This is a genomic window from Collinsella sp. LCP21S3_A9, assembly GCF_052118785.1.
Classification (GTDB): domain Bacteria; phylum Actinomycetota; class Coriobacteriia; order Coriobacteriales; family Coriobacteriaceae; genus Collinsella.
On record NZ_JBQKGN010000030.1, the window covers coordinates 1 to 12,734 of the forward strand.

The window sequence follows — 12,734 nt, forward strand, 5'->3', positions numbered from 1 at the left end:
GTGCCCCCTTCGTCGGTGATTTGTTGTTTAGTCGCTAGAAATCATATGACGGGGTATGGGCCGTGTTCCGCTATGCGGTTGTCAATTTGCGAAAGAAATTATGCGTCACCGGGGCATCGACCTGCGCCGATGCCCCCAACGTGGACACACATTTTGTCCTATAAGCCTTAGCCAACAGATTGCCTGCACAAAAAACATGGCCACCCGCAAAGGGTGGCCATGTAGATTCTATCTGCAAGAAATCTTTTGCGTGCGTGGTGTGCTTTCGCGCATCAGTCCTGCGCGCCTTCGCGCTTTCACACTCTAGCACGTTCATGCGTTCATACGTTCACGCTTTCCGCATTCTCGCGTTCGCGCTTTCGTACTGGTCTATGCGCCTGTACGAATTACCACGTGCGGGAATTCATCTGGCGGAACTGAGCAACGGTTGGAGCGTGCGAATTCATGCCGCCGTCAACGTTGATGATCTGTCCTGTGGTGTAGGTACTTTCATCGGAGCCAAAATATACGGCTGCATGAGCAATGTCTTCTGGGCAACCGTAGCGGTTAACCATGATGCTACCCAAGAAGATATCTTTGAGCATCTGAGGAACCTTCGCCTCGTTTTCTGGCGTAACAATCAGGCCTGGACGGATGCAATTGCAGCGGATGTTGTCTTTGCCGTATTGCAAGGCAACGTATTGCGTGAAGATGTCTACGCCCGCCTTGGCGCATGCATAAGCGGTAGAACCTAAGTCGCCTGCACATGATGCCATAGAGCCAATGTTTACGATTGCGCCGCCACCAATTTCTTTCATGTAGGGGATAGCGCACTTCGTTGCATAGAAGGTGCCGCGCAGGTCGCTTTCCAAAATAGCGTCCCACATTTCAAGGGTGAGCTCGTCAACACGACCGTCCTTGAGGGCAACGTTTGCTGCATTGTTTACCAAAATATCGAGCTTGCCGTATTGCTCTACAGTGTCTGCAATAAGCGCTTCGATGCTTGCTGGTTCGGTAATGTCGAAATAGTGGAAGCTTGCCTTGCCGCCTGCTTCAACAATTTGATCAACTACAACTTGGCCTTTTTCGGCACGACGACCACTAATAACAACCGTTGCGCCCTCGGCTGCGTATACCTTTGCGATACCGATGCCAATACCGCTGGTGGAACCCGTTACGATAGCAACTTTGCCTTCGAGTCTGCCCATTGTGTTCCCTTTCTCGTTCAAATAATCGATAAGGTATTTGTATTCCTTTTTTGCGTGTTTGTGAATATTTGCATAGAAAAAGCGGATGGCAGGCGTGTGGATTTCGGCAGGAAGGGAAGGGGCCGGCCGCGTTGCGTGCACTGCCGTATTCTTTTCTGCAGGAAAATATGTTGAGCTGCTCGTTTTTCTGTTTGAATAGTAGGCAGATTTAGCATGGTCAGAGGCTGCTAGCAAACAATTTACCCCCTCAACAAAACGCTTGCTCTCTGACATGCCATGCTCGCGCACAAAGTTGGGGCCTTCCCAGACGGGAAGGCCCCTTTGCTGATTATCTTAGCGCTTCATTTCAATGGAGCTGCACCAATGGTATCCGTGCTTATTTATAGTTGTTGCGTTTTCTGAACGTGAAGAGCGCCCCAGCACCGGCAGCGATCGCAACGCCGCAGATGCCCATTGCATAGAGGGCGGCGCTATCGCCGGTGTGAGGGAGATTGGATGCAGACTTATCGGAGTCGACCCCGACGATGGTCAGCTTGGCATCGTCGATGTTCACGGTGAACTGGTCGGTCACGTCATTGCCATCGGAATCGATGACGACAGCTTGGCCGGAAACCTTGACAGGGTACTCGCCTGCATCGGTGCCCGTTGCAGAAGCCTCAACGCCGGAAACGTAGAAGGTCTGACCATTGACCTGGAACTCCAGGGTCTCGAAACCGGATGCGGACTTCTCGGTGCCGTCGTAGGCCACGGACTTGGAATTGGGAGTGAGGGTGATCTGGTACTTCTCGCTACGGTCGGTAACGGTCAGGGTTCCGTACGTCTTGTTGATCTGATAGTTGTCCAGATTGGTTCCCTCGTTGGGGATGCATTCGAATGCATTCTCGGAGGAGCCGACGATCTCCTGCGAGCCGGTGAAAGAATAGGTGGCACCTTGGCCATCGACCCAACCAGTATCCCGGGCAGCCTCCCCAACGGTGACCTTGTGATTGGTCAGGGGCTTGCCGTCGTACTCCTTGGAACCACTCGCGGAGGTCAGGGTGACCACACGTGGTGTGATCTCCACTATACCTGTTTCAAACTTGGTAATATTGTAAGAGTCGGGACTACCCTTAATAAATATTATCTCAAACGTATTATTATTCGTTATGCCAACATTGGTCCGAGAACTAGTCGATATGCAATAAACATCGTCAAACGTAGCAAAACCAGGATCAACTGATACGGGACAGGCAAGAGGTTCGCCGTCATAGGTTTTTGAGACGTTTGTGGACTTAAGAGTTACGTTACGCTTTGTAATCTCGATTTCGAATCGTTCCTCATCCACATCACCTCCCGAAACCACCAAGGTCACGTGGCCGACTTGAGTTCCCATTACAGAAACGGTCTTGTGATTAGGATAAAGATTATCAAGATACGAGATTGCGACATCTCCACCGTCATTGTCACGAATATAATCCCATTTATATTCAGACCTTGATGTTATATTGGTATATTGTGCAGCAACGCCGTACTGAATCTTATCAGGGCCTTTGAATGCATTGCCAACGGGATCGCTTACCGCCCCGCCCCCATCAGCGAAAGCTGCGACGGGCAGAAAAGATGCTGCCAGAACTGCCGCCAGCATCACCCTCGCAAATCTTTTCGCAAGCGATTGGGAGAAAACTGCAGTTTCGACCTCTCCCCATTTGGAGAATTTGGAATCCATGAAGCTCATGTCTGCTCCAATCGCATCGAATTGAACCAACGTAAAACGCAACACGACGTACAGTGTGTTGCTGCGTTTTTTCGATTTGGTAAAGAATAACCGAATCTTTGTTGGCTATGCGTCGGTTGAATGTAATTACCCCTCTAATAAATCATATTTGTTACTTTTCTGCGCCACCAAACCAGATTCTGCCTCCTTCGAATTAGGCACCCACCCCATCAAGACCACGAAGCATCCCCGTCCAGAGCAAGCCCGAGCCGAGCAAGGGACATGCCCGAAAAGAATTCTCTGTTAACATGAAATGCAATGTTGCAATAGGGAACGCACGCTTGAATTGGAGGATACGATGAAGATACAGGTTAAAGAGACCTTGGCCAGGCGCCGGACGGTTTTCGTCCTCACGCTCGCAGCCATAGTCGGCGTTTGCGCTTTCACCTTCTCCGGCGCCCAGAATTACGCTTGGGCTGAAGGCGAGGGACCCATTGCCACTTGGAATGAAGTCAAAGCGCCGGGATATGGCGTCGTTAAAGCAAATGAAAAGAACCTTTCGCTTGAAATAAAAATAGATAGCTCGAACGATCACCTGGAGGCCCATTTCACGAATAACGGCGGAGATACAATTCACCCATCTGTCCTTGAGTTGACAACGGAAGATGGATCAGTATTAACCGCCTATTTTGGTGAAGATATTCTTCCTACCAATCAAGCAGCATCTTCCATTGAAGGCTCGAAACCCACTACCCGATTCACTAAAGCAGAGCTTTACGAAACCGTCACCGTGACCTTCAATATGAACAGCCACGGAGCCCAGATTGACCCCATTAAGGTCAAGAAGGGGACGTCCGTCACCCTGCCCGAGCCCACCGATACCGACTATGACTTCGGCGGCTGGTTCACCGATGAGAGCCTCACCACCTCGTTCAACGGCACCGCCGCTACAAGCATGACCGTCTACGCCAAATGGACCGAAAAGGAAAAGGTCACCGTTTCCTTCGAATCCGAATTCGGGACCGCACCTGAAGCCGTGACCGTGAACAAGGGCCAAGTCGTCGAACTCCCTGACCTCGGCACTGACGGCGACTACAAGTTCGTAGGCTGGATTCCTAAGGGCTCCGAAGGCACCGATCCCTTTATCGGCGAATACACCGCTAAAGAAAACATCACCTTCACGGCTGTCTGGGAAGCTCCCTCCACTCCCATCATCGAAATGGTCGATGTCACCTTCGACATGAACGGCCACGGCGACAGTGTGACCAAGCAGACCGAGAAGGGCAAGCCCATCACCCTTATCGATGATCCCACCGCTGAAGGCTACACCTTCAAGGGCTGGACCTACGACAAGGAAGGCAAGCAGGCCTTCGACCCCAAGAAGAACGCAGACCAGGACACTACCCTGTACGCCCAGTGGGAGAAGAATGCCGACTCCGCTCCCACCAACTCAACAATCCCCCGGACCGGTGACAACCAGATGGCACTCCTGGCATCCCTTTGCTTCAGTGCAGCAGCCCTGATAGCAGTCGGCATCGCGTTAGCCGCGTATCGCAAATGCAAGCACGTATAAAGCATACGTGACGTTACCGTTCTAATTCTCGATCTAAACAGAGGGGAGTCCCGCGGGACTCCCCTTCCCATTCGCGTACCTAATTACGCTGTTCCTACTAAAATTGGGAATTCTATTCCCAGTTTTCTCCTACTCCCACTCAATGGTCGCGGGCGGCTTGGACGTGATGTCATAGCACACGCGGTTGGCGCCGGGAACCTCGGCAACGATGCGGCCGGAAATGCGGGCCAGCACATCGTAGGGCAGCTTGGCCCAGTCGGCGGTCATGGCATCACTGGATTCGACGGCACGCAGGATGATCGGGCGCTGATAGGTGCGCTCGTCGCCCATAACGCCAACGGACTTGATGTCGGGCAGGACCGCGAAATACTGCCAGCAGCTGTGCTCGGAGTTGCGCTCGCCGGTCTGCTCAAACAGGCGCTGGTTGTAGGCGTCGAGCTCCTCGCGCACGATAGCGTCGGCGTTTTTGAGGATCTCGAGCTTCTCCTTGTCGACCGCACCGATGATGCGGATGGCCAGACCCGGGCCCGGGAAAGGCTGACGGAACACGATATGACCCGGCAGGCCCAGTGCCAGACCAAGAGCGCGGACCTCGTCCTTAAAGAAGTGATCAAGCGGCTCAATGAGGTCGAAGTGTACGCCCTCGGGGAACGGGATCAGGTTGTGATGGCTCTTGATGGTGGCCGTCTTGCCGCCCGTCTTGCGAGCGCCGGACTCGATGATGTCGGGGTAGATGGTGCCCTGAGCCAGGTACTTGACCGGCTTGCCATCGGTCTCGAGCTGCTGCGCCACGGCGAAGAACTCTTTCCAGAACTGAGTACCGATGATGCGGCGCTTCTCCTCGGGCTCGGTCACGCCGGCCAGAAGCTCGGCATAACGGTCCTCGGCGTGAACGTGGATAAAGTCGACATCGAACTGCTTGGTGAAGACCTCCTCCACCTGCTCGGGCTCGCCCTTGCGCAGCAGGCCGTGGTTGATGAACACACAGGTCATCTGCTTGCCCACGGCGCGAGCGCCCAGCGCAGCCACGACGGAGGAGTCGACGCCACCGGACAGGGCCAGAATCACGCGGTCGTTACCGACCTTCTCGCGGAACTCGGCCGTCATGGTCTCGACCAGGTTGTCCATGCTCCAGTTGGGCTCCAGGCCGCAGATCTCAAACAGGAAGTTGCTCAGCAGCTGCTGACCGTACTCGGAGTGCTTGACCTCGGGGTGGAACTGCGTGGTGAAAATCTTGCGCTCGGGGCACTCCATGGCGGCAACCGGGCACACGTCGGTGCTGGCGGTAACGGTAAAGCCCTCGGGCACCTCGGACACGGCGTCGCGGTGGCTCATCCACACGGTTTGCTTCATGGGCGTGGAGTTAAAGAGCTTGGCGCCGGCAGTGCGCGTAATAGTGGCGCGGCCGTACTCGCCCACCTCTGAGTGGCCGACCTTGCCGCCGAGCGTCACGGCCGTGATCTGATGGCCGTAGCAGAAGCCCAGGACGGGAAGGCCCAGGTCAAAGATGGCAGGATCGATGGACGGAGCGTCCTCGGCATACACGGAGGCCGGGCCGCCGGAAAGGATGAGCGCAGAGGCGTTCATCTCGCGAATCTCATCGGCCGAGATGTCGCAGGGAACAATCTCGGAATACACGTTGAGGTCGCGGACGCGACGGGCAATGAGCTGACCGTACTGCGCACCAAAGTCGAGTACGAGGACCTTTGCGGAAGCCTTTTGATCCATGGTTTCCCCCTCTTGTTGGCGGGGAGCCGATGCCCACCCGCGCGAATAAACGAGAATAACTTTCATAGTGTACACGTTATATGGGGTTTCTCGCCCCTCGCAGCCATCAGCGCACGGCAAACGCACGACCTGGGCCCCTATTTGACGGCAATTGAAGTGTTACCAAACGTTACAGATGATGTAATACGTTTGAACATTGGACGCCCTGTGCCACAATACTGCCGAACGACTCCGCCTCTGCGGCGGCAAATACGATAGGAATACCAGCATGAAGCGCATCCTTCTCATCGCCACGGGCGGCACCATCGCATCGACCGAGGACGGCAACGGCCTCTCCCCCGCCCTGACCGGTGAGGAGCTCGCCCAGAGCGTCCCCGAGATCTCGGGCCTCTGCGAGCTCGACGTCGTGCAGCCCATGAACATCGACAGCACCAATATGCGTCCGAGTGACTGGATGCGGATCCGCGACGTCATCGTCGAGGGCTATGCTGACCACGACGGCTTCGTGATTCTGCACGGCACCGACACCATGAGCTACACCGCGGCGGCGCTTTCTTACCTGATTCAGGACAGCCCCAAGCCCATCGTGCTCACCGGCTCGCAAAAGCCCATGGGCAACCCCTTTACCGATGCCAAGCTCAATCTGTACCAGAGCCTGCTCTATGCGCTTGACGAGCATTCGCACGACGTCTCAATCGTGTTTGGCGGTGTGGCCATCGCCGGCACGCGCGCCCGCAAGCAGCGCACCATGAGCTTTAACGCGTTCATTAGCGTCAACTATCCGCCCATTGCCTACATCCGCAACGACCGCATCGTGCGCAACGGGCTCCACGGCACCCACCAGAATGAGAGCCCGGTTCGTTTCTACGACAGTATCGACCCGCGCGTGTTTGTCCTTAAGCTCACGCCCGGCGTGAATCCAGGCATATTGGACGCCCTGACCGATAGCTACGACGCCGTAATTCTGGAGACCTTTGGCATTGGCGGTATTCCCGAGTTTGGCGAGTCCGGCGAGTCATTCCAGGAGGCGATTTTCCGCTGGGTCGATTCGGGTCGCACCGTCGTTATGACCACACAGGTCCCCGAAGAGGGCCTCGATCTGGGTGTTTATGAGGTCGGCCGTGCCTACGCCGACCATCCGGGTATTTTACGCGGCGACGATATGACCACCGAAACGCTCGTGGCCAAGACCATGTGGGCGCTCGGCCAGTCACGTGATGCGGCCGAAATTCAGCGCCTGTTCTACAGCCAAGTCAACCATGACCGCATCCCGATGGTGTAGCTAAAACAAAATCCGCCTCTTTGGGCCTTGTGGGGCACGTGGTACCTCTCGGAACGTGCAAAAAGCGGAGTTTTCAGCACCCGCCCCTTCCAGAAACGTTAAAACCGCTAGCTGTAAATCGCTTTTCGGTTCGATAGGCTTGTCCCACGCGTCTATTATTCCTCATAATAATGAATTTTGTGGATAATCCAAAACAGCAAGCATCGTATTTGCGCCTTCGGTTGCTGTCAATTTATTGAGGGATGCTGAATACTCGGGTTTTTGCACGCCGCCGTCGGGGGGACCCGTTCAGCAAACGACAAATCTAGCAAAAACGCCTACTCAATGCCCTCGAGAAGCTCTGACACCGTCATGCCAAGCGCGGGCGCAAGTTTAAATAAAATCTCGAGCGTGCTGTTTGCCGTTCCGCTTTCGATTTGATCGAGATAAGGTCGGCTGATTCCAACCGCCACGCAAAAATCGACCTTGGAGATACCAAGGGCCTTGCGCGTCCGCTCGACTCGCTCGCCAAGAATCTGTTTCGCATGTTCGTTCATGCAGACGAGTTTGAAATGGAGCAAAACAAAAACGTAAACTATAGTTTACGTTTTGCCCAATATACAGGAGTTTTCTATGTCGGGTTCTTCGGTCCGCATGTACCGAGCCACGCTTCGCACAAACAGCGCACCGCCCAAGCTCGTCGTCGTTGAAGCAGAATGCCTTTCGCCCGATGAGCGCACAGCATTTGCATTGCTATCAAGTCGCGTCGCCGCCGTTTTGGTCCCTTGCCCGGCGCAAGGTGAACTTGCCATCCAATGCCAAGCGCACGGCTGCTCACTCAATCAGGCTGCCGTAATCACAACCAGCCAGTGTGGCCTGCCCCTTCTCTTGGAAGCCGGTATCGCGCTCTGCCTTCGCGGTGCCGGATACGAAAACGAGGCCGCCGCCGATGTGGTCTTTCAACCACGATCGAGCGGCGGCCTCGCAGCAGCCATCGAATATGCTTGCAGGCTCGTTGCCTAAAGGCGCAAGCTAAAAGCCCAGGCCAAAGCCTGTGCCGGTAATCGCCGAATACATAAAGTAGACGTTAATTACGTTGAGGAATGCGCCCGTGATGCAGCCGTTTCGCAGGTAGCGCTCGCACACGATGCGCGCCATGGCGGCGGAGTCCTCATTGTTCTTTGCCTGGCGTCCCGCCGTAAAGTACGTCGCCACGCTCAGCAGCAGGTTGAGCACCGGCAATGCCAGCAGCTCGTAGCTCTTGCCCCAGCGCGTCACCTCACCGGCGGCATTAAACTTTGTTGCCACCTCGGGACCAATGTTGGGGATTACAAACGCTGCGACCACCAGCGGAAGCACTGCAAGCACCAGCAGCGCGATGCCCATGTAGCCAGCTTTTTTTCCATATTTAAACATGCTCGCCGTCCTTACACGTTAAAGCGGAAGTGCACGACGTCGCCATCGGCCATGACATACTCTTTGCCCTCGATGCGCAGCTTGCCTGCAGCCTTGGCGCCTTGCTCGCCACCGAGCTCGATGTAGTCGTCATAGCCAATGACCTCGGCCTTAATAAAGCCGCGCTCAAAGTCGGTATGGATGACACCGGCGGCCTGCGGGGCGGTCGCGCCCTGACGCACCGTCCAGGCCTTGACCTCCATCTCGCCAGCCGTAAAGAACGACTGCAGACCGAGCAGCTTGTAGGCTGCCTGCGCGAGCACGTCCAGGCCGGGCTGCTCCAGGCCCAGGCTCTCCAGGTAGTCGGCCGCATCCTCGGGATCGAGCTCGGAAAGCTCGGCCTCGATCTTGGCGCAGATCGGCAGTGGCTTGACGCCATCGATGGGCGCCAGGTCCTCGTTGAGCATGTCCTCGTCCACGTTGGCCACATACAAGATGGGCTTCATGGTGAGTAGGAACAGGCCCTTCGCAGCGGCGCGCTCCTCGTCGGTCATCTCCATGGACGCGGCGCGCTTGCCCTCGTTGAGCCAGGCGAGCAGGCGCTTGGCGACCTCAAACTTGGGCATGAGCTCCTTGTCGCGCTTGGCCTCCTTCTCGAGCTTAGGCAGCTGCTTTTCGAGCGTGCCCATGTCGGCCAGGATGAGCTCGGTCATGATGGTGTCGGCATCGCCGGCGGGATCGACGAACTCGCCCGTGCGACCCACCTCACGCATGACGTTGGGATCCTTAAAGTAGCGCACGACCTCGCAGATGGCGTCGGTCTCGCGAATGTTTGCCAAGAACTGGTTGCCCAGGCCCTCGCCCTCGTTGGCACCCTTCACCAGGCCCGCGATGTCGACAAACTCGACCGTAGCCGGCACAATGCGGCCAGGGTTGACAATGTCGGCGAGCTTTTGCAGGCGGCTATCGGGCACATCGACGATACCCACGTTGGGGTCGATCGTGGCGAACGGGTAGTTGGCGGCAAGGCCGGTCTTTTTGGTAAGCGCGGTGAACAGCGTCGACTTGCCCACGTTGGGCAGGCCCACGATACCGATGGAAAGGGACACGACAGCTCCTTTTGGTACAGGTACTTCAAACTGCATAAGTATAGCGCCGCCACAGCATCCGGGCGAATCCGGACACCGCGGCGGCGCAAATGAAGCAGAGATTGGGGTAGCTGGCTAGTCCGCGAGCTTCTCCACCTGGTCGAGCATCTTGTCGAGCTTGGCCTTCGCCTCGGCTTTTACCTTTTGGGCCTCTTCGTGGGCTTTGGCCTTCTGAGCGGCCTTTTCCTCGGCTTCGGGGTCGACGACAACCAAGTTGGACGCATCGTGTTCGACCAGCTTGAGCGCATGTTCGGGACAAACCTTGACACAGGCACCGCAGCCCAAGCAATACGTGGACTCCAACGCGAAGCGGCCGCTTCCCACCAAATCGCAGGCGAACGTGGGGCATACATTGACGCACTCGCCACACGACGTGCACTTGTCAAAATCGCACTCAGGCGTACTCACCTGCATGTTCTGGGCAAGCTCGGGATGGTTCTGCAGCGTCGAAAGCACCAGCTGCCGCCCATGCGTGAGCGAACGGCGACGCTTTGCCGTCGTGGTGCCGCACATGGTGTTGAGCGTGCGCTCCAGCTGGGTAATCTGATGGCGATGGGCCTTCAACTTCTGCGTCACCGAGGCCAGCGCCGCCGTCGCCGGGTTGAGCTTGGTCACCGTCAGACCCGTCGTGCGGGCAATCTTTTCCATGTACTCCTTGCGCTCGTACTCGCGAAGCTTATGGCACTTGAGGTTCTTGGGGTCGACCTCCAGGCCCATACCCGTGCCAGACCACTCCTCAGCCTTCGCAATCGCCTCGCCCAGGATATCCTCGCCGCCGGTGTTGCGGCATTTATCGCACACGCCCAGAGGAAGGTACACACTCACGTTGGGATAGTCCGCCAGTACCGAGAACCAGGTCTCGGCCGTAATATCGCCCACGCAGGCAACGACGACCTCGTTCTCGCGCGGCATGCGCTTGAGGGCGCGTGTGCAGGTGACGTAGGCGGTCTCGTGGCTCGTTGCCGCCGAGACAATGTCGTCATACAGGTTTTTGGGCGCCAGGCGCGGCGAGATGATTGCCTCGGTCGGACAGACAGCGGCGCACAGGCCGCACTTGCGGCAGGAATCGAGAATCTCGATGGAGTCTTCCTCGACCTCGATAGCGTTGACCGGGCACACATCCATGCACGCAGTGCAGCCGCTCTTTTCGTTTTTGCAGGTCAGGCACGGAATGGTGTTGCCGCGCGGACGCTCCTTGTAGTCGGCAGGATTCCACTGCGGCGCCGACGGATCGAGCGCATCGGTCACACCGCCAAGCGGGTTTTTAAGAAAGTCGAAACCCTTGCTGATCTCGATAATGTCATCAAACAGATCGTGTTCCTGCGCCATGCGCGGCCCCTCCCTGAGCAGTGCAAACAAGCAAGAGATAATGATACGCCATCGGCCCACGCCTCGGGCAAATTACATGCGGCGCATCTTTGAGACAAATGGCCTATCGCCGCCTCGATTGCACAAGGTCAATCAAGCGCCAAGCTATGCCTCGCACATGAGCTGCACGAGCTTTTGTTTGGTCACCTTGGCCTGTTCGTTTGCCATATTGCGCTCGTTCTTAAAGGTTGCGTCCGCAACGCTCAGCAGGTCGGCATCGGAAATCTCGCCAAGGCCCAGCTCCTCGAGTGTCGTCGGCAGACCAACGCGCCGGCAAAACTCGAGCACCTGATCAAGCTCGGGCGCGCGCTCCAAACGAAGCTGCACCACCAGGCCAAATGCCACGGCCTCACCATGCATGGCCTTGCACTCGGGCAGAATCGTCAGGCCGTTGGCGATGGCATGCGCCAACGCCAAGCCACCGCTCTCAAAGCCGACGCCCGAGAGTAGGATATTGCACTCGATCAGTCGCTCAACCGCCGGCGATATACGGCCCTTTTTGAGATCGCGCTTGGCAGCGACACCAAACTCCATAAGCGTGTCATAGCAGGCACGAGCCGCAACCAAGGCCAAGTGTCCCGGCGCGCCACCGTGCTCGTTGGCGCCGTGCGCCGCGGCGCACGAACGAGCCTCGAAATACGTTGCCAGTGCGTCGCCCATACCAGCGACCGTCATACGCAGCGGGGCTGCCGCGACCACGCCGGTATCGACCACAACCAAATCTGGATTCTTTTCGAGCATCAGATAGCGGTCGAACGACCCATCCTCGTGATACAGCACCGAAATCGCGCTGCACGGGCCGTCCATCGAAGCCGCCGTGGGGCATACGCACAACGGCAACTCGGCATAAAACGCAACGGCCTTGGCGATATCGAGCATCTTGCCGCCGCCAATACCCACCACCATGTCGCAATACTCAGCCTGGGCTTCCTTAGCCATTTCGACAACGGCCTCTTCCGTACACGGACCGTCATAAATCTTAAAGAACGGCTCGCTTAGATCTTCGTCCAGAAATCCATCGACGATCTGCCTGCACAGCCGATCCTCGGTGCCTTGGTCAAACAGGACATAGGCGGAGCATCCCAACCACGACAGGTATCTGCCCTGACGCGAAAGTTCGCCCGGCCCCTGAACATACCGGCCGGGACCGCCATAAACCATAGGAAGCGCCATACGAGAATCCGCCCTTCATCAAACAACGATTGGTGCAAAGCCACCTGTCCCCTTGTGGCAACTTGGCGCATTGAGGACAGGTTAGATTGCACCATAGAAGACGATATGAGAAAGCCATTTGGGTCGCCTCCCCCGCGGCGCAGCTTCTTTTCGCGGGCTCGGGATGCCACAATGGGCTTTGAGTATCGGCCCGTGCGGTAGCCCTTAC

At 56.7% G+C, this 12,734-nt stretch carries 11 protein-coding genes; 3 read left to right on the forward strand and 8 right to left on the reverse strand.

Annotated features, from left to right (window positions below; translation table 11 throughout):
* Positions 1-386: 386 nt before the first annotated feature.
* Together ACTQ05_RS08990 and ACTQ05_RS08995 are read right to left on the reverse strand one after the other, a co-directional pair.
* Positions 387-1,460, reverse strand: a complete 1,074-nt coding sequence (locus ACTQ05_RS08990) for an SDR family NAD(P)-dependent oxidoreductase (RefSeq protein ID WP_441538907.1) — start codon at positions 1,458-1,460, stop codon at positions 387-389.
* Between the two features lie 103 nt (positions 1,461-1,563).
* The gene (locus ACTQ05_RS08995; RefSeq protein WP_441538908.1) at positions 1,564-2,901 is read right to left on the reverse strand and encodes an LPXTG cell wall anchor domain-containing protein; all 1,338 of its coding nucleotides are present in this window, start codon (positions 2,899-2,901) and stop codon (positions 1,564-1,566) included.
* 337 nt (positions 2,902-3,238) lie between these two features.
* On the opposite strand from ACTQ05_RS08995, the gene ACTQ05_RS09000 reads away from it, so the two are divergent.
* Positions 3,239-4,453, forward strand: a complete 1,215-nt coding sequence (locus tag ACTQ05_RS09000) for an InlB B-repeat-containing protein (RefSeq protein ID WP_441538910.1) — start codon at positions 3,239-3,241, stop codon at positions 4,451-4,453.
* Between the two features lie 129 nt (positions 4,454-4,582).
* Here the strand turns inward: ACTQ05_RS09000 and guaA are convergent, their stop codons facing one another.
* Positions 4,583-6,181: a glutamine-hydrolyzing GMP synthase gene (guaA, locus tag ACTQ05_RS09005; RefSeq protein ID WP_441538912.1), complete on the reverse strand. Its 1,599-nt coding sequence runs from the start codon at positions 6,179-6,181 to the stop codon at positions 4,583-4,585.
* 268 nt (positions 6,182-6,449) lie between these two features.
* On the opposite strand from guaA, the gene ACTQ05_RS09010 reads away from it, so the two are divergent.
* Positions 6,450-7,463: an asparaginase gene (locus ACTQ05_RS09010; RefSeq protein WP_154517941.1), complete on the forward strand. Its 1,014-nt coding sequence runs from the start codon at positions 6,450-6,452 to the stop codon at positions 7,461-7,463.
* Between the two features lie 317 nt (positions 7,464-7,780).
* Here ACTQ05_RS09010 and ACTQ05_RS09015 read toward each other — a convergent pair whose 3' ends face one another.
* A complete protein-coding gene (locus tag ACTQ05_RS09015; protein WP_427719445.1) occupies positions 7,781-7,999 on the reverse strand; it encodes a helix-turn-helix domain-containing protein in 219 nt (72 codons plus the stop codon).
* Positions 8,000-8,075: 76 nt separating this feature from the next.
* Between ACTQ05_RS09015 and ACTQ05_RS09020 the strand changes: the two genes are divergently transcribed.
* Complete coding sequence (locus tag ACTQ05_RS09020; RefSeq protein WP_441042349.1) at positions 8,076-8,465, forward strand: hypothetical protein; 390 nt, start codon at positions 8,076-8,078, stop codon at positions 8,463-8,465.
* A 9-nt stretch (positions 8,466-8,474) separates the two neighbouring features.
* Here the strand turns inward: ACTQ05_RS09020 and ACTQ05_RS09025 are convergent, their stop codons facing one another.
* From ACTQ05_RS09025 to ACTQ05_RS09040, 4 genes are all read right to left on the reverse strand, one after another.
* The gene (locus ACTQ05_RS09025) at positions 8,475-8,858 is read right to left on the reverse strand and encodes a DUF1648 domain-containing protein (protein WP_154517947.1); all 384 of its coding nucleotides are present in this window, start codon (positions 8,856-8,858) and stop codon (positions 8,475-8,477) included.
* Between the two features lie 11 nt (positions 8,859-8,869).
* Positions 8,870-9,946 carry a redox-regulated ATPase YchF gene (ychF, locus tag ACTQ05_RS09030; RefSeq protein WP_089572784.1) on the reverse strand — a complete coding sequence of 359 codons (1,077 nt, stop codon included), beginning with the start codon at positions 9,944-9,946 and terminating at the stop codon, positions 8,870-8,872.
* A gap of 114 nt (positions 9,947-10,060) precedes the next feature.
* Positions 10,061-11,314: a 4Fe-4S binding protein gene (locus ACTQ05_RS09035; RefSeq protein WP_441538914.1), complete on the reverse strand. Its 1,254-nt coding sequence runs from the start codon at positions 11,312-11,314 to the stop codon at positions 10,061-10,063.
* A gap of 144 nt (positions 11,315-11,458) precedes the next feature.
* Positions 11,459-12,526, reverse strand: a complete 1,068-nt coding sequence (locus tag ACTQ05_RS09040) for a glycerol dehydrogenase (protein WP_441538916.1) — start codon at positions 12,524-12,526, stop codon at positions 11,459-11,461.
* Positions 12,527-12,734: the final 208 nt, after the last annotated feature.